16 protein-coding genes are annotated in these 15,833 nt (G+C 67.0%); 4 read left to right on the top strand and 12 right to left on the bottom strand.

Going from position 1 to position 15,833, the window contains the following annotated elements; genetic code table 11:
- Window position 1 precedes the first annotated feature (1 nt).
- A complete protein-coding gene (locus tag NQV17_RS06335) occupies window positions 2–844 on the top strand; it encodes a TOBE domain-containing protein (RefSeq protein ID WP_257770556.1) in 843 nt (280 codons plus the stop codon).
- Between the two features lie 181 nt (window positions 845–1,025).
- On the opposite strand, the gene NQV17_RS06330 is transcribed toward NQV17_RS06335, so the two are convergent.
- The 4 genes from NQV17_RS06330 to NQV17_RS06315 all read right to left on the bottom strand — a co-directional run bounded on the left by NQV17_RS06330 (window position 1,026) and on the right by NQV17_RS06315 (window position 4,154).
- Window positions 1,026–1,727, bottom strand: coding sequence for a sulfate/molybdate ABC transporter ATP-binding protein (locus tag NQV17_RS06330; protein WP_257770554.1), 702 nt, complete (start codon window positions 1,725–1,727; stop codon window positions 1,026–1,028).
- 106 nt (window positions 1,728–1,833) lie between these two features.
- The gene (modB, locus tag NQV17_RS06325; protein ID WP_257771211.1) at window positions 1,834–2,511 is read right to left on the bottom strand and encodes a molybdate ABC transporter permease subunit; all 678 of its coding nucleotides are present in this window, start codon (window positions 2,509–2,511) and stop codon (window positions 1,834–1,836) included.
- 10 nt (window positions 2,512–2,521) lie between these two features.
- Window positions 2,522–3,319: a molybdate ABC transporter substrate-binding protein gene (modA, locus tag NQV17_RS06320; RefSeq protein WP_257770552.1), complete on the bottom strand. Its 798-nt coding sequence runs from the start codon at window positions 3,317–3,319 to the stop codon at window positions 2,522–2,524.
- 136 nt (window positions 3,320–3,455) lie between these two features.
- A complete protein-coding gene (locus NQV17_RS06315; protein ID WP_044845257.1) occupies window positions 3,456–4,154 on the bottom strand; it encodes a phosphatase PAP2 family protein in 699 nt (232 codons plus the stop codon).
- Between the two features lie 249 nt (window positions 4,155–4,403).
- Between NQV17_RS06315 and NQV17_RS06310 the strand changes: the two genes are divergently transcribed.
- Together NQV17_RS06310 and NQV17_RS06305 are read left to right on the top strand one after the other, a co-directional pair.
- Window positions 4,404–5,513 (top strand): PHB depolymerase family esterase, encoded by a 1,110-nt coding sequence (locus NQV17_RS06310; RefSeq protein WP_257770548.1) that lies wholly within the window; start codon window positions 4,404–4,406, stop codon window positions 5,511–5,513.
- An 81-nt stretch (window positions 5,514–5,594) separates the two neighbouring features.
- Window positions 5,595–5,771, top strand: coding sequence for a DUF3563 family protein (locus NQV17_RS06305; protein WP_006753395.1), 177 nt, complete (start codon window positions 5,595–5,597; stop codon window positions 5,769–5,771).
- A 108-nt stretch (window positions 5,772–5,879) separates the two neighbouring features.
- Here NQV17_RS06305 and NQV17_RS06300 read toward each other — a convergent pair whose 3' ends face one another.
- The 5 genes from NQV17_RS06300 to NQV17_RS06280 form a co-directional block, all read right to left on the bottom strand.
- Entirely contained in the window at window positions 5,880–6,299 is a 420-nt protein-coding gene (locus NQV17_RS06300) for an organic hydroperoxide resistance protein (RefSeq protein WP_040139352.1), read from the bottom strand.
- Between the two features lie 154 nt (window positions 6,300–6,453).
- A complete protein-coding gene (locus NQV17_RS06295) occupies window positions 6,454–6,906 on the bottom strand; it encodes a MarR family winged helix-turn-helix transcriptional regulator (RefSeq protein WP_257770537.1) in 453 nt (150 codons plus the stop codon).
- A gap of 159 nt (window positions 6,907–7,065) precedes the next feature.
- Window positions 7,066–7,875 carry a BPSS1780 family membrane protein gene (locus NQV17_RS06290; RefSeq protein ID WP_124486434.1) on the bottom strand — a complete coding sequence of 270 codons (810 nt, stop codon included), beginning with the start codon at window positions 7,873–7,875 and terminating at the stop codon, window positions 7,066–7,068.
- The gene (locus tag NQV17_RS06285; RefSeq protein ID WP_257770534.1) at window positions 7,866–8,864 is read right to left on the bottom strand and encodes a homoserine kinase; all 999 of its coding nucleotides are present in this window, start codon (window positions 8,862–8,864) and stop codon (window positions 7,866–7,868) included. The genes NQV17_RS06290 and NQV17_RS06285 overlap by 10 nt, the downstream gene beginning before the upstream one ends.
- 107 nt (window positions 8,865–8,971) lie before the next feature.
- Window positions 8,972–9,379, bottom strand: coding sequence for a hypothetical protein (locus tag NQV17_RS06280; protein WP_257770532.1), 408 nt, complete (start codon window positions 9,377–9,379; stop codon window positions 8,972–8,974).
- Between the two features lie 140 nt (window positions 9,380–9,519).
- Between NQV17_RS06280 and NQV17_RS06275 the strand changes: the two genes are divergently transcribed.
- Window positions 9,520–11,046 (top strand): AMP nucleosidase, encoded by a 1,527-nt coding sequence (locus NQV17_RS06275; protein WP_257770530.1) that lies wholly within the window; start codon window positions 9,520–9,522, stop codon window positions 11,044–11,046.
- 69 nt (window positions 11,047–11,115) lie between these two features.
- Here the strand turns inward: NQV17_RS06275 and NQV17_RS06270 are convergent, their stop codons facing one another.
- The 3 genes from NQV17_RS06270 to NQV17_RS06260 form a co-directional block, all read right to left on the bottom strand.
- A complete protein-coding gene (locus NQV17_RS06270; protein WP_257770528.1) occupies window positions 11,116–12,222 on the bottom strand; it encodes a tyrosine-type recombinase/integrase in 1,107 nt (368 codons plus the stop codon).
- Window positions 12,219–12,530: a DUF4224 domain-containing protein gene (locus tag NQV17_RS06265; RefSeq protein WP_257771208.1), complete on the bottom strand. Its 312-nt coding sequence runs from the start codon at window positions 12,528–12,530 to the stop codon at window positions 12,219–12,221. The genes NQV17_RS06270 and NQV17_RS06265 overlap by 4 nt, the downstream gene beginning before the upstream one ends.
- Window positions 12,531–13,035: 505 nt before the next feature.
- A complete protein-coding gene (locus NQV17_RS06260; RefSeq protein ID WP_257770526.1) occupies window positions 13,036–15,831 on the bottom strand; it encodes a toprim domain-containing protein in 2,796 nt (931 codons plus the stop codon).
- Between the last annotated feature and the right edge of the window lie 2 nt (window positions 15,832–15,833).

The following is a 15,833-nucleotide window of genomic DNA, read 5'->3' as shown; positions in this document are numbered from 1 at the left end:
GATGAGCGACGCATCGCCTCCTTCCTCTTCCGCCGGGCCGCTCGAACTGGGCGGCGAACTGTGGCTGCGCGCGGGCGAGCAGACGCTCGGCGGCGCCACCCGCATCGCGCTGCTCGCGGCGATCGGCGACACCGGGTCGATCACGCGCGCGGCAAAGGCCGTCGGGCTCAGCTACAAGGCCGCGTGGGAGGCGATCGATACGATGAACAACCTGGCCGGCGAGCCGCTCGTGACGCGCTCGACGGGTGGCAAGGGCGGCGGTGGCACGACGCTGACGCCGCGCGCGACGTCGCTGATCGCCGCGTTCCGCACGATCGAGCGCGAGCATCGCCGCTTCATCGACGCCGCGAGCGCGGCGGTGTCCGGCTTCGACGTCGACTGGGCGCTGATCGGCCGGATCGGGATGAAGACGAGCGCGCGCAACCAGTGGTTCGGCAAGGTCGAGTCGATCGTGCGCGGCACGGTGAACGACGAGGTGACGCTCGTGCTGCCGAGCGGGCAGGCGATCGTCGCGGTGCTGACGCACGAAAGCGCCGACGCGCTCGGCCTGCAGCCGGGCGCGGATGCGTGCGCGCTCGTGAAGGCGTCGTGGGTCGTGCTGGCGGTCGACGACGGCGGACCTGAAGCGACCTTGAAGGTATCCGCACGCAACCAGTTGCACGGGACGGTCGAAACGGTCGCGGCGGGCGCGGTGAACAGCGAGGTGACGCTGGCGCTCGACGGTGGCGGGACGCTCACGGCCGTGGTCACGAACAACAGCGTCGGTGCGTTGCAACTCGACGCCGGCCGGCGGGCGATCGCGCTGTTCAAGGCATCGAGCGTGATTCTCGCGGTGACCGGCTGAGCGCGCGCCGGCAGCGCGCCATCTCTGTCGATCACCGTGGGCGGACGCGGCGAAAACCGGCGCCGCCCGACGTGCACGAGGCGCCGGCTTCGATCCTCTTTTCAGCTCGTTCCAGCTTGTGCCGCCCGCGCGGCTTCTCTCAGGCTCGAACGTGGCCGCGTGGGCCACCGCCGTCGCGCGATCACGTGACGCGCGTCGGCCACTCGGCGTGCGGCGTTGCGGCCTGCACGCGTCCTTCGCTCAATTGCACGACCTGGTCGCCGAACGCGGCGACGTCGTCGGGGTCGTGCGAGATGAGCACCATCGGGATATCGAGCCGCGCCTGCAGTTCGGCGAGCTCGTGGCGCATGCGCTGGCGCAGCGCGCCGTCGAGCGCCGCGAACGGCTCGTCGAGCAGCAGGATGTGCGGCTGCGCGACCAGCGCGCGGGCAAGCGCGACGCGCTGTTTCTGCCCGCCCGACAACTGCGACGGGAATTGCCCGGCGAGCGTGTCGAGTTCGAACGCCTGCAGCCAGTACGCGACTTCGGGCGGCACCGCCTTCGCACGCGGGTTGCGCAGGCCCGGCGTGAGCCCGAACGCGATGTTCTGGCGCACGTTCAGGTGTGGAAACAGCGCATAGTCCTGGAACAGATACGCGACGCGGCGCGCACGGGTCGGCACGTCGATGCCGCGCGCGGAATCGAACAGCGTTTCGCCGTTCAGCGTGATCGTGCCTTCGTCGGGTGACAGCAAGCCGGCGATCGCCTGCAGCGTCATGCTCTTGCCGGCGCCGGACGGCCCGAACAGCACGACGCGCTGCGTGCTGGCCGTGAACGACACGTCGAGCGTGAAGCGGCGCTCGGCGTTCGCGTAGGTCTTGCGGATATCGACGGCGACGCTCATGCGGGCCTCCGTCGTGCCGCGCCGTGCGTGCGCGAAACCGCCCGCGCGACGGGACGGCGTGTTGCCGCGACCAGTGCGGCGCAGCGGTACGGATGCGGTCGGCGCGTCATGTCGGCTGGCTCCGTCCGGCACGCGACGGCACGAGCCAGCCGGTCGCGAGCAGCACGAGCACGCAGGTAATCGACGTCACCAGCACGAGGAAATTGGCCGTGCTGTCGTCGCCGGCCTGCACCGCCGCATAGATCGCGACCGACAGCGTCTGCGTGCGGCCGGGCAGGTTGCCCGCGATCATCAGCGTCGCGCCGAATTCGCCGAGCGCGCGCGCGAAGGCAAGCAGCGCGCCGGCCAGGATGCCGCGCGTGGCGAGCGGCAGCGTCACGCGGAAGAACACCGCGGCTTCGCCGAGCCCGAGCGTGCGCGCTGCGCGCTCGAGATGCGGATCGATGCTTTCGAACGCGGCGCGCGCCGATTTCAGGATCAGCGGGAACGCGACGACCATCGACGCGATGACCGCGCCCTGCCACGTGAAGACGAGTTCGATGCCGAGCGTGTCGAGCCACGCGCCGAACACGCCGCGCCGGCCGAGCAGCACGAGCAGGTAATAGCCGAGCACCGTCGGCGGCAGCACGAGCGGCAGCGTCAGCAGCGAATCGACCACGTCGCGCAGCGGCGAGCGCCAGCGCGCGAGCACGAAGGCGGCGGCGACGCCGAGCACGATGTCGAGCGCGGTCGCCCAGCCGGCGACCTTCAGCGACAACAGCAGCGGTACCCAGGCGTCCTGCATCATGCTGCGCTCACTTGCCCGCGGGCTTGAAACCGAACGTCGCCAGCACGGCCTGACCCTGCGGCGACGCGACGAAGTCGATGAACGACTGCGCCTGCGCGGCATGGCGGCTGTCCTTGACCACCGCGATCGGATAGGTGATGGCCGTCTGCGTCGGCACGGTCAGCGCGACCTTCACGCGGCCCGGCATGATCGCCGCGTCGGTGCCGAACACGAAGCCCGCGTCGACTTCGCCGCGCGCGACGTAATCGAGGCTCTGGCGCACGTTGGCGGCCAGCACACCCTTCGCGCTGACGGCGTCCCACACGCCTGCCGCGCGCAGCGCGCCTTCGGTGTAGCGGCCGACCGGCACCGACGCCGGGTCGCCGTACGCGATGCGCTTCACGCCGGGCGCCGTCAGGTCGTTCAGCGACGTCGGCGCGGCCGCACGGCTGTCCGCCGGCACGATCAGCACGAGCGAGTTCGCCGCGAAATCGCGGCGCGTGCCCGGCACGATGACCTTTTCGCTGATCGCGCGATCCATCGCCTTCTGGTCGGCCGAGGCGAATACGTCGGCCGGTGCGCCCTTGGCGATCTGCTGCATCAGCACGTCCGACGCGCCGAAGTTGAACAGCACCTTGGTGTCCGGATGCTGCTTCTGGTACGCATCGCCGACGGCCTTGAACGCGTTCGTCAGGCTCGCGGCCGCCGATACGACCAGCTCGTCGGCAGCGGAAGCCGGCGCGCTGAACGCGATGCCCGCGGCAAGCGCGGCGAGCGGCAGCAGGCGGAGCAGGGTGCGGCGAAGCGGGCGGGCGGTCGAGCGCATGGTCGGGGCGTTTGAATGGTTGGAAACCGTAATCGTAATATAGGGCGGGTTATAACGCTCGACATACCGTTCATGCGATGGCGCGCATGAGGATCTTCAGACTTGAACGGCGACCGGATGACGTGCGTGCGGCCCGTCACGCGTGCAGCAGCGGCTGCGACGAATCGGTGCGCTGCAGCGACGACGGCTGCGATGCCGGCCGGTAGTTCGGATTCGCTTTCCAGCGGGCGCGGACGAACGGCCGCTCGTGCCCCGACAGCTCCAGCGCGACCCTGGTGACCCAGCGGTGCGACGGCACCGTGATGCCGTGCAGCGCGACGGTGACGAGCGCGAGGCTCGCGACGACCGCCGCCACCGACCAGCGGTGCGGCACCGCGTGCCACGAGCCGGCGATGAACGCCAGCGCGGCGATCGCGCCGACGATGCAGCCGGTGATCGATTCGGACGGCGAATGCGCGTCGAGCGCGACGCGCGACACGCCGACCGCGATGCCGGCCGCGAGCCCGAGCGCGATGCCGGCAATCCGCACCGGCGTGCGCGTGCGGATCAGCGCGAGGAAGATCGCGACGGGATAGACCGACGTCGACAGCATCGCGTGGCCGCTGAATCCCGTGAAGTCCCACGCGCGGATGCCGATGCCCCAGCCGAGGAAGGCGATCTTCGTGAGCGCGACGACCCCGATCGCGGCCGCGAGCACGCCGAGCCACGCGGCTGCGCGCTGCCACGAGTAGCCGAGCGCGAGCCATACGGCGATCGTGATCGCGAGCGGCAAGGTCAGGCCGGCGCCACCGAACGCGGTGATCGTGATCCACAGGTGAGAGGGCAGGTCGAACATCGGGAGGGGGAACGAGCAGGGGCGGGACGAATGCTTAAATCAACGCGCGAGCCGGGAAGAACGACTACAACGGATACAAGCGGCCAAACCCCAGTATAGCGCCGCGTCTGTTCGAGGCCCGTTTTTTGCGTCGAGGGGAACTCTCCGCGCGCAGGAAAAATCCCAGAAACAATGTTATGGTGCATTGCACAAAGTCGAATGATGCACCCCGTGTCGTATCCCTATTTTTCCTGACTGCGAGCCCGATTGATGACCAAAAGTCTGACGAAGGTATGGCTAGGCGGCATGAAACGAATGCTGTCTCCGGCCGCCAAACGCGCGGCGCGCGAGGCCCAGCGGATTGCGCGCGATACGCTCGAGGCCGCCGCATCGCCCGCCGCAACCGATCTGTCCCCGCCACGTGAGTCGCGCGTGCGGCCGCGCGCGGCCGCATGGGCCGCCGGCGAGTGGACGCGCGGCGAGCATCCGATGGCGCCCGCGCTGGGCCGCCTGGTCCAGCAGCTCGCCTACGGCCTGTACGTCCCGCCTGGCCGCCGGCGCGGCGCGATACCGCTCGTCGTGATGCTGCACGGCTGCCAGCAATCGGTCGACGAGTTCGCGCAGGGCACCCGGATGAACCTGCTGGCCGACAAGTACGGTTTCGCGGTGCTGTATCCGGAGCAGTCGCTGCGTGCGCATGCGCACGGCTGCTGGCACTGGTATGAAGATACCGACCGCGCGGGCCGCGGCGAGGCGGATGCGGTCGCGTCGCTCGTGGATGCGCTCGTCGACGAGCACGGCTTCGATGCATCGCGCGTCTACGTCGCCGGGCTGTCGGCCGGCGCGGGCCTGGCGGCGCTGCTCGCGCTGCATCACCCGGACCGCTTCGCGGCGGTCGCGCTGCATTCGGGCCCCGCGCTCGGCGAGGCGAATTCCGGGATCAGCGCGATGGACGTGATGCGGCGCGGCCTGCGGCAGAACCCGGCTGCGGTGGTCGACACGCTGGTCGACACCGGCGCCTATCCGGGCATGCCGGTGCTGATCGTGCAGGGCGACGGCGACCATGTCGTCGCGCCGAAGAATGCGGACCAGCTGACGGTGCAGTTCATGCGCCTGAACGGGCTCGCGGACAGCCGCGGCGCACTGCGCGGCGGCGAGCGGGTGGAGATTCGCGAGGCCGGCGCGCAGGTCACCGACGTGCGTCGCGACGGCGAGTCGATCGTGCGGCTCTGTCACGTGAAAGGGCTCGATCATGCATGGGCGGGCGGCGACGAAGCGGTGCCGTTCCATGCGGCGGTCGGCCCCGATGCGAGCGCGATGATCTGGGCCTTTTTCGAAGAGAATCGCCGCACTGTGGCGACCGAACGACGCACTGTCTGATCGACGCTGGCCAAAGGCTAGGGTTTTCCCTATAATTCGGGAAAACCCTAGTCAAAGAACCTCTGGATTGCGAGATCGACCATGTACCTGCTGAGCCACCTCTTCCTGATGCTGACCAAGAACGCTGAAAAGGCCGCGAAAGAGCGCGCCGACGCGTACCTTTCCGAAGCAACCGACATCTACGATCTCGAATTCCGCATGCGCAAGATCGATCGCGAAGCGGCGATGAACCGTCCGTTCTCGTTCGGCTCGCGTTAAGCAGCGCAGCGCGGGCCGGCGTGTCAGCCGGTCCGGCGCATCAAGCAAAAGGGCGTGTGCGGCAAGCAGCCGCACACGCCCTTTTTGCATTTGCCGTCGTGCGTCGCGTCAGACGACGGTCAGGCGCACCGGCACGTTGTTGCGGGTCGCGTTCGAGTACGGGCACACGTGGTGCGCCTTGTCGACCAGCGCCTGTGCATCGGCCTTGTCGAGCCCCGGCAGCGACACGCGCAGTTCGATGTCGAGCCCGAAGCCGCCTGCGTCGTTCGGGCCGATGCCCACTTCCGCGGTCACTTGCGTGTCGGCCGGCAGCGTCTGCTTGTTCTGGCCCGCGACGAATTTCATCGCGCTGAGGAAACAGGCCGAGTAACCTGCGGCAAACAGCTGTTCCGGGTTCGTGCCCTCCGCGCCCGTGCCGCCGAGTTCGCGCGGCGCGGCCAGCTTCACTTCCAGCCTGTTGTCGGCGGATACCGCGCGGCCGTCGCGGCCGCCCGTGCTCGTGGCGCTGGTCTTGTACAGAATGTTCATGGTGCAGCTCCTGTCGGAAGAATGGGAGGAAGCGGTCCGGTCGGACGGGGTGTCGCCGGCCACGAGGTAAATATAGAACACAAATAATTTGTGTGCAAATGAAATTTTGAAGAAAAGGCCCGGCAGTGCCGAGCCGTTTGCGACCGCGGGTTCGTCAGCCTTCGTTGGCGGCCGACAGCGCGTCGCGCAACTGCTGGAGATCCGCGCGCAGCCTGACCAGGAACTCGGGCGTTTGGTGCATGGCGCAAAAGAGATCGGCGGGCACCGAGCGCGCCTTGTTCTTCAGCGCGCGGCCTTCTGCCGTCAAGCGCACGTTGACGACGCGCTCGTCGGTCGCGCTGCGTACGCGTTCGACGTAGCCGAGCGCCTCGAGCCGCTTCAGCAGCGGCGTGACGGTGGCCGGATCGAGGTCGAGGCGGGCGGCGATATCCTTTACGGCGATGTCGTCGCGCTCCCACAGCACGAGCATCGCCAGATATTGGGGATAGGTCAGCGACAGCTTGTCGAGCAGCGGCTTGTACGCCTTCGTCATCGCATGCGATGTCGAGTAGAGCGCGAAGCACAGTTGCTCGTCGAGCGTCTGGGGCAGCGGGGGCAGGCGGTCCATGATTCGGGCGGCGCGGCGGACGCGCTAACGATTTGTACGCAAATTATTCTGCGCGCAAAAGATTTGGTTGAACAGGGGTGAGACGTGCCGCGCAGGATCCGCGCCGGGGCAGGCCGGGAGGGGGGTGGACGGCCGGCGGCGGGCGCCGGCCGAGCGGCATCAGCGGCCGGTGGTGGGCGTCGCGGCGCCCGGTTCCTGCACGCCGAAGCAGCCGCGATAGGTCGCGTAGAACGAGCAGTACATCATCGTGACGATGAGGATCGTCACTGGCATCATGATCGTCAGCACATAGGCGCCGGCGCCGAGCGCCTGCAGCAGCAGCGACAGGCCGAACGACGTGCCGAGCGCGACGCCGAACCACAGCAGCCCGTACACGACGAATGCGCCGCGATTGCGCCAGCAGCTGACGATGCTGAAGAACAGCGCCTTGGCGGGCGGAATGTCGTGCCACGCAGTGAGCACCGGCGCGAACCAGAACAGCATCGCGACCGGCGCGTAGAGCAGCGTCGCCAGCAGCAGCGCGCCGAGCGTGCCTTGCGCGGCGAGCGTTTCCGGCGTCGGACTCGCTTCGTTCGTGGCGCCGAGCATCATCTGGAGCAGCCCGCCGCCGTCCACGAGGGACGACGCGGCGAACACCAGCACCATCAGCGCGACATAGACCACGCCGAGCACGAGCAGCCGCTGCGTCGTCGCGGTGCCATACGAGCGGAAGCCGTCGATGAGGATCGTCGGCATCACCGGCTTGCCGGCCACCGTGTCGCGGCACGCGGCCATGAAGCCGACCGCGATGCCGGGGATGAACAGCAGCGGCAGCGCCGCGCCGATCACCGGCACCATCGACACCAGCGTGATCGCCAGCAGGTACGTGAAAAACAGCGTGATGAACGCGAGCGGGTTCCGGCGGAACAGCCAGATGCCTTGTCGGAACCAGACATAGCCCGCTTTCGCGGGCACTTCGATCAGTTGCATGCGGTATGGGTCTCGGGAAGCGCGGGCGTGTGGGCGATACGCTCACGCAGGATGCGTTCGAAATGACCGGGATCGTGCGGTTTGAGCATTTCGGCCGCGCGCGGCAGGTAGAAGTCGTACAGGCGCGACACCCAGAAGCGGTACGCGCCCGCGCGCAGCATGTCGCTCCAGTGGCGGCGCTCCTCGGCCGTGAACGGCCGGACCGTCTGGTAGGCGCGCACCAGCGCATCGGCGCGCGCGACGTCGAGCACGCCCGTCGCGAGGTCGACGCACCAGTCGTTGACGGTGACCGCGACGTCGAACAGCCATTTGTCGCAGCCCGCGAAATAGAAATCGAAGAAGCCGCCGAGCCGTACGTCATGACCGGTACCGGGCGCCGCGTGCGCGAACAGCACGTTGTCGCGGAACAGGTCGCAGTGGCACGGGCCGCCCGGCAGCGCCGCGTAGTCGTCCGACGCGAAGAACGCGGCCTGGTGCGCGAGTTCGTCCTCGAGCAGCGTGCGCTGCGCGTCGGAAACGAACGGGACGATCGCCGGCACGTTCTCCTGCCACCACGGCAGGCTGCGCAGGTTCGGCTGGTGACGCGCATAGTCGCGCCCCGCGAGGTGCAGGCGCGCGAGCATCTGCCCGACCTCGATGCAGTGTTCGACCCCCGGCGCGAGTTCGGCGGCGCCGTCGAGCTTCGTGACGATCGCCGCCGGCTTGCCGTGCAGCTCGCCGAAGAGTGCGCCGTCGTCGCGCGGGACCGGATCCGGCACCGGCACGCCGTGGCTCGCCAGATGGCGCATCAGGTCCAGGTAGAACGGCAACTGTTCCGCCGTCAGCTTTTCGAAGATCGTCAGGACGTACTCGCCGCGCGTCGTCGTCAGGAAGAAGTTGCTGTTCTCGATGCCGGACGGAATGCCGCGGAACGCCAGCACGTCGCCCAGTTCGTAGTGGCGCATCCATTGCGCGAGATCGGAGTCGGAAACAGCGGTGAAAACGGCCATGCGAGATGCGTCTGGTCAGTTGTCGGCACGCGCGCGGCGTGCGGCGCGACAGGAGGTGAAGGGAGTGCCGGCGCACCGCGTCGGGACCGACGCGGCGCGGCAGGAAATCAGTAGCGCAGGTTGACCGACGGCAGGCGCGTGATCGGGACGCCCGCGTCGTGCGGCTTCGGCGACGTGTCGAGCGTCGAGCTCATCTGGTAGCGCGTGCCGAAGTTCGACTTCACGTCGATCTCGACCGGCTTGCCGCGATCGCGATACTCGGTGACCTCGGTGCCGTTCTTGCTCTTTGCATGGAAGCTCGGCGTGCGGCGGATGTCGGCGAAGTCGACTTTCGACGTGACTTCGGCGCCCGGCCGGTTGATCTTGCGGAGATCGGGCAGGCCGGCGGCTTCGTTGGCCTCGGCTCGGGCCTGCGCGTCGGCGTCGGGCGTGCCGCCGGCGGCGTAAGCGGCGCCGGCAGCGGCAAACGTGCCCGCGAACACGGCGGCAGCGGCGACGAGAATGAGCGGCTTCATGATGAGTCTCCAGTGAACCTTCCGATTTTAGCAAATACTGCGCGCGGCCCGGCCCTCGCGTGCAAGCGGCGTGCAAGCGAGTGGCCATGAGCATGACCGGGTTCCGTGGTAATGTCGTCCGATCAGACGAGGTGATGAAAATGAAGAACGATTTGAGCCGCCGGCATCGGGTGCTGACGCCCGAGAGTCCGCCCGTCGAAGCATTCGACGATTCCGTCGCCGCCGTCGCGCGGCTGTCGGCCATCTACGACACCAACACGGGCTTCCTGCGCGATGCCTTCGCGCGTTATCGCCGCCACGAACCGATCACCGAGCACGTGCGTGCGTGCTATCCGTTCGTGCGGATTCGTACCGACGTCAACACGCACGTCGATTCGCGCCGTTCGTACGGTTTCGTCGCGGGCCCCGGCGTGTTCGAGACGACCGTCACGCGCCCCGACCTGTTCGCGAACTACTATCGCGAGCAACTGCGCCTGCTGGCGAAGAACCACCATGTGAAGATCGAGATCGGCGTGTCGTCGCAGCCGATTCCGGTTCACTTCGCATTTCCCGAAGGCATCCACCTCGAAGGCGAGCTCGACCGCGACCGCCTGCTCGCGATGCGCGACATCTTCGACACGCCCGACCTGTCGTACCTCGACGACCGCATCGTCAACGGCACGTTCGAGCCGGCGCCCGGCGAGCCGCATCCGCTCGCGCTGTTTACCGCCGCGCGCGTCGACTTCTCGCTGCACCGGCTGCGTCACTACACGGCGACGTCGCCCACGCACTTCCAGAACTACGTGCTCTACACGAACTACCAGTTCTACATCGACGAATTCGTGAAGCTCGGCCGCACGATGATGACGGAGAGCGACGATCCCGAGGTGCGCGCGTACCGCAGCCAGTACAGCGCGTTCGTCGAGCCGGGCGATGTCATCACGTACAACGCGAACCTCGGCAGCGAGCCGGCCGAGGGCGCCGCGCCGCCGCGGCTGCCGCAGATGCCCGCGTATCACCTGAAGCGCCCGGACGGCAGCGGGATCACGATGGTCAACATCGGTGTCGGTCCGTCGAACGCGAAGACGATCACCGATCACATCGCGGTGCTGCGACCGCACGCGTGGGTGATGCTCGGCCACTGCGCGGGCCTGCGCAACACGCAGCGCCTCGGCGACTACGTGCTCGCGCACGGTTACGTGCGCGAGGACCACGTGCTGGATGCGGACCTGCCGCTGTGGGTGCCGATCCCGGCGCTCGCCGAAGTGCAGCTCGCGCTCGAGCGCGGCGTGGCCGAGGTCACCCGTCTCGAAGGCGCCGAACTGAAGCGCGTGATGCGCACGGGCACGGTCGCGAGCGTCGACAACCGCAACTGGGAGCTGCGCGATCACCGCGAGCCCGTGCAGCGGCTGTCGCAGAGCCGTGCGATTGCGCTCGACATGGAAAGCGCGACGATCGCCGCGAACGGGTTCCGGTTCCGCGTGCCGTACGGCACGCTACTGTGCGTGTCCGACAAGCCGCTGCACGGCGAGCTGAAGCTGCCGGGCATGGCCGACACGTTCTATCGCGGGCAGGTCGACCAGCATTTGCAGATCGGCGTGAAGGCGATGGAGATCCTGCGCACGAACGGGCTCGACAAGCTGCATAGCCGGAAGCTGCGGAGTTTTGCGGAAGTGGCGTTTCAGTGACAAGCCCTTGCGGTATAAGGCTCCCCGGATGATCCGGGGAGCCTTCGTGTCTAACATGAGCGTCAGTGTCTAACTTGCACGCTTCAATGGGACTGGTTGGACGCGTTCCACTTCGCGTGATTTCGTGTAGTGCGCCGTCATGCTTTCGGTCGTGTGGCCGGCCAGCGATTGCGCTGCCGCCGCACCCCGCTGCCGCTTCAGATCGGTCAGCGCCTTCGCCCGCAGATCGTGGAAATGCATGCCGACTAGATATATCGGGTTCGGGGTGATTCCCCTTTCGTCGCAGTCTTTCTCGTACGCCGATCGTGCGCGCTGGCAAGCGCGTTTCCACCCTGAGTACGCGCCGATGTAGGTGAAGCGGCCGCCGGCATGCGTGCAAATCACCGGCCCGATCGCGGTGATCTTGCCGCCGCGCGCTCGATCCAATGTTTCTCTCAGGTCCGGTGTCATCTCGATCAACAGGCGCACGCCGCTGCTGTTGACCGTCTTGCTCGGGTGAAACGAAATACCCTCGTCGGACACGTTCTGCCAGTTGAGCGCGAGAAGGTCGCCGATACGTTGAGCGGTCTGGTACGCCAGGTCGATCAGGCACAGGATCGACCGTGCGGACGATGTCTTGTAGCCGGCACTGGCAACGATGGCCGCCCGCACTGCGTCCAGCTCGTCGTCGGTGATGTAGCGATCCCGTTTCTTTTCCTTGGCCGCGCCGATCTCGCGCGCGGGATTGCGGTCGCAAAATCCACGCCGAACGGCATGCATGAAGATCAGCGACAGCAATGCCTTGTGTTTGTTGCTGCTACTCGGCTTGTCGTGGAAATGCTTGTCCAGGAACTGAGCAACATCGGTCGGCCTGACGTCCTCGATCAACCATTGGGGGCCAAACTCCTTCCGAATGAGTCCAATCATCTTGACGTAGTTGCTGCGAGTCTTCGGCGCATACGCTGGAAGCTTTTTCCGCACCCAGTCGTCGATGAGGGCCGGCATCGTGTTCTCGAGCGCTGCCTTGCTGTCGGATGCACGCGTGAACTCGGCCAGCGATTCGTACAGGCGGACGATGCCGTCTTTGACGCGGCAGAGCTTGTGCCATTTGCGGTCCTTGTCGACGAACCACCAAGACCCGTGCTTCTCGTAGACACGAGCGGGCAGGAAAGAGGGGCTTTGACGGCGTCGGATCATTTCGTGGTGTCCTTGATGTCAGAGGTTAGTTTTGGGCGTTTCCGGTTGAGCGTTTTTTCTTGAGCGGCGAAACCGAGCACGTGGTGCCGCCAAACTCGCACGCTGCCGTCAGGTCGGCGATCGGCTGGAATTCCCGCGATCGCGAGGGCGCGAAGTTGTCTGGCTGGTTGGCGGTATCCAGTTGCCTCGTAGATTTCTTGCGTTGTCAGGGTGAGCAAGTTGGTCTGGCTAGCGTATGCATGCCCTGCCTGATCGTTGGTGCGCAGAGGGAGGGGGCGCAGAACAACTCGTGGACACGTGGTTTGCATTGCGTCGCGCATTTAACTATTTGATTAATAAAGTTTATTCTCGCCATCATTTGCCATGAAAAACCCGTGGCACCCCCTTCGGAGTCGTGGCCTAAAAAATAGGCAGCGTCCGCGACTCGTGGCAAAGCGCGTCCGACTCGTGGCAGGGCATTTCGGTCAATTTCCGCCCCTTCTACGTATTCTTTCTTCTTCTTTTTCAATGAATTAGAGAGAAGAGAGAAAGGGACGACGGCGGCCGTCGCAAAAGCCGGACTAGTGGCAAAAACGGTCCAACTAGTGGCAAATACAGGGCGGCACGTGGCGGCATTCGCTTCAGGAATCAAAGACTTACGAGCGGATACTCCCGAAAACCACGATTCGCGTGTACTGCCTGCCCGTCCCCTGTGGAAAAACCGGCCCACGCGGCCCCCTTCCTTCAAGGCCCGCGCTGTTGCCCGGCCGTTTCGACTTGTGGGGGGGACGGGGGGAACCGAACAGCACGGCGGCCGCATCGGCTGAGAGGGCGTCATGCTCGGCTCCGCTGTTCGGTCGCGTCGGTGGCTAGGTCTTCGCGAATCGACACGTGCAGTCCGAAGCCGGCCAAGCGGTCGAGCGAAATCGGCGTCAGGTACGGCACGCGGCGGGTGTAGATGCGGCGCTCGACTTCTTTCTCGCCGACGACGACGCCGGCGTGCTTGAGCTGCGCCTTGAACACGCGGTCGGATTTCACGGGCAGGCCGTTCCATTTGTCGCGCAGCGCGCTCGTGTGCGCAATGTGGTCCATCACGTGGCCGGTGCGCAGCAGCAGGCAGAACTCGCCGTCGATGGTGTCGAACGTGAACGGGTGCTTGTAGTTGCCGCCGTCGATCTCCGACAACACGGTTTCCATGATCCAGACCCACGGCTCGCGGTCGGCGCTCGTCTCGGCGATGTGGCCGTTCATTTCGGCGAGTAGGTCGCGCGGGAAGTCGCCTTCGCTCGGGTCCATGCCAGCGAATTCGCACAGGTAGCGCCAGGCCAGGGCGACGGCCGCGTAGTTGCCGGCCATCCGTTTCGCGCCGTCGTCCTCGCCGCTCGCGATGCACTTCCCAAGCGCCTTGTCGCGCAGCGTGGCGTACTGGTCGGCCACGGCGCGCTTGTCCAAGCCCGCGAGGAATTCGAGCCACTGCCGAACCGGGAAGCGGGGCAGGTCGTCGGGCATGAGCGGGCCGCGCTTGCCGGTCAGGGTCGTGCGCACGAGCTTGCCGAGCAGGCTGCGCACAGGCACGTCTTCGCCGGCCAGCATCACGGGCGCGCACAACAGATATTCCGTCATGTCGCTGCCGCGACGCGTCACGGTGTACTGGTAGTTCTCCTGCAGCAGCCCGACGGCCTTGTCGATCACGTCCTGCCGGCGCGCGGACAGCTCTTCCCATCCGACCGGGTGGCTCGTGTGGCTGATGCTGGTCAACAGGCGGAACTCGGTCTGCAGCGACTGCCCGGAGAACATCGTGAACGCGAGCGAGCGCTCGAGCCGCTTGATGAGCGTCGATTTGCCGGCGCCCTTGTTCGCCTGGATCGTGATGTGCGGCCAGAAGCCGAGCAGCGCCTTCAGGTGGCCGCCGAGCGCCCACACGAGCGGGATCGTTGCGGCGTTCTGCTTGAACGTCGCCTGGTACGCGGTGATGACGCGGCGCGCGTCGCCGGCCGGGCCGGTCGGGAAGGTCAGGTTGTGATACGGGCACTGCTTGTCGGCTTCGGTGAAATAGCAGTCCGGGCCTTCGTTGACGATCAGGCGGCCGTCGCGCCAGGCGAGCCCGACGAAGTTCGCCGCCTGGCGCGCGCCGAGGTCGGCTCCGCGCTCGAGGATGTTCACCATGCGCTTGAACGGCGCCGGCGACCAGATCGGGCCGAACTTGCCCCACTGGTCGACGTTGTGGAGCTGGTCGTCGAGCATCACGCGGCGCACGAGCTGCGCGCCGTGGCGCGGCGCCTGGACGGACACGGCGAAGTAGACGGCGGGCGCTTGGTCGGCGTCGCCCGTCATCGTCGACGTCGCGCTCGCGACCGACACGCGGCTGATGCCGGCAATGCGGAAGCCGCACAGATCCGTCATGACGGGCGTCTCGACGCCCGATTCCTCGTTGCGGTCCATCTTCGTGATGTAGCTGGTGAAGTCCGGCCGGACGCGGAAACGCCAGTACTGTGCGAAGTCGTGCGGCGGCAGGAAGATGCGCGGTCGGCCGCGACGCGTGGCGTCGCCGACCAGGCCGGCGATGAGCCAGGGCTCGAGCTGCTCGAGCGCGCGCGACAGATCGAGCGGACCGCGCATCTGCAGGTAGTCGTTCACATCGTTGATCGGCTTCGCTGTTTTCTCGCCGTCCGCGAGATCGGCGAGCCAGCCGGCCTGGTCGACGAGCACGGCGCTGATGTTCAGCGCCGTAAGCCGTTCGTAGAGCGCCCAGGCGGCTTCCGGACCAGGGCGACGGCCAGCGCGCGGGTGGCCGTCCGCGAACGGTTCGTCGTTGTCCAGGCAGACGATGACCTGTTTCCCCCGCAGGAACGCGAAGTCGATGTCGTCGACGTTCGCCAGGCCGCGCAGTGCGAGGGCCGCGGTGCCAGGCATCGCACAGGTGTCGATCGACAGCGCGTTGATCGCGCTTTCGACGATGAACACGCGCTTCGCCTTGTCGAGCCGGCGAGGATCGGCCGTCCAGCCGTAGCCGGCCTTGTCGCCCTGGGTCTGCGTCTTGACGCCGCCGTTGAGCGCCGGATCGATGTAGCGCATGTCGACGGCGACGACGCGCGCGTCGCCCGGCGCGCGGACGATGAACGCGGCGGCCGGCCCGCCGTGCCCCACTTCGCCGGCGGCGGCCTTCGGGCTGGTCCAGGTGTTGAAGCCGAGCGAGCGCGCGGCGATCGCAGCGTCGATCGCTGCGACAGAGATGCCGCGGCCGCCGAGGTAGTCGCGCACGCGATCGCGTTCAGCGAAACAGCAGTCGGCGATGTATTCGAACTTTGTTTTTTCGCGGCGCTCGGCTGGCGTCGGCCGGTCGAGCGGAATGCCGTACGCGTCGTGTAGGTAGCGCACGGCATCGGCGACGCTGCCGCCGCGCGCGTGAATGACCAGGTCGATGCACGAACCGCCGATGTCGGCGCTGTGGTCGCGCCAGCCGGTGCCGTGCTTCGGGTGGTTCATGAAGATCGACAGGGACGGGCTCTTGTCGTCGTGCTGCGGCGAGTGATAAAGCGCTTTATCGCCACCGCGACCGCGCTTCATGCCAAGGCGATCGGCAAGGTCGTGCAGGTCGATACGTTGTTTCAGTTCGTCGATCGTGGCCATCG

This window comes from Burkholderia sp. SCN-KJ (genome assembly GCF_024656005.1).
Classification (GTDB): domain Bacteria; phylum Pseudomonadota; class Gammaproteobacteria; order Burkholderiales; family Burkholderiaceae; genus Burkholderia.
Note: the sequence above shows the minus strand (reverse complement) of the source record. Positions and strands in the feature narration are given on the sequence as shown.

Coding starts and splice junctions, on each gene's coding strand:
- modA (WP_257770552.1), bottom strand. CDS start 3,319: ATGCGCTCGACCGCCCGCCCGCTTCGCCGCACCCTGCTCCGCCTGCTG.
- modB (WP_257771211.1), bottom strand. CDS start 2,511: ATGCAGGACGCCTGGGTACCGCTGCTGTTGTCGCTGAAGGTCGCCGGC.
- NQV17_RS06285 (WP_257770534.1), bottom strand. CDS start 8,864: ATGGCCGTTTTCACCGCTGTTTCCGACTCCGATCTCGCGCAATGGATG.
- NQV17_RS06265 (WP_257771208.1), bottom strand. CDS start 12,530: ATGCAAACCACGTGTCCACGAGTTGTTCTGCGCCCCCTCCCTCTGCGC.
- NQV17_RS06260 (WP_257770526.1), bottom strand. CDS start 15,831: ATGGCCACGATCGACGAACTGAAACAACGTATCGACCTGCACGACCTT.
- NQV17_RS06270 (WP_257770528.1), bottom strand. CDS start 12,222: ATGATCCGACGCCGTCAAAGCCCCTCTTTCCTGCCCGCTCGTGTCTAC.
- NQV17_RS06290 (WP_124486434.1), bottom strand. CDS start 7,875: ATGCAACTGATCGAAGTGCCCGCGAAAGCGGGCTATGTCTGGTTCCGA.
- NQV17_RS06295 (WP_257770537.1), bottom strand. CDS start 6,906: ATGGACCGCCTGCCCCCGCTGCCCCAGACGCTCGACGAGCAACTGTGC.
- NQV17_RS06315 (WP_044845257.1), bottom strand. CDS start 4,154: ATGTTCGACCTGCCCTCTCACCTGTGGATCACGATCACCGCGTTCGGT.
- NQV17_RS06300 (WP_040139352.1), bottom strand. CDS start 6,299: ATGAACATTCTGTACAAGACCAGCGCCACGAGCACGGGCGGCCGCGAC.
- NQV17_RS06330 (WP_257770554.1), bottom strand. CDS start 1,727: ATGAGCGTCGCCGTCGATATCCGCAAGACCTACGCGAACGCCGAGCGC.
- NQV17_RS06335 (WP_257770556.1), top strand. CDS start 2: ATGAGCGACGCATCGCCTCCTTCCTCTTCCGCCGGGCCGCTCGAACTG.
- NQV17_RS06280 (WP_257770532.1), bottom strand. CDS start 9,379: ATGAAGCCGCTCATTCTCGTCGCCGCTGCCGCCGTGTTCGCGGGCACG.
- NQV17_RS06305 (WP_006753395.1), top strand. CDS start 5,595: ATGTACCTGCTGAGCCACCTCTTCCTGATGCTGACCAAGAACGCTGAA.
- NQV17_RS06275 (WP_257770530.1), top strand. CDS start 9,520: ATGAAGAACGATTTGAGCCGCCGGCATCGGGTGCTGACGCCCGAGAGT.
- NQV17_RS06310 (WP_257770548.1), top strand. CDS start 4,404: ATGACCAAAAGTCTGACGAAGGTATGGCTAGGCGGCATGAAACGAATG.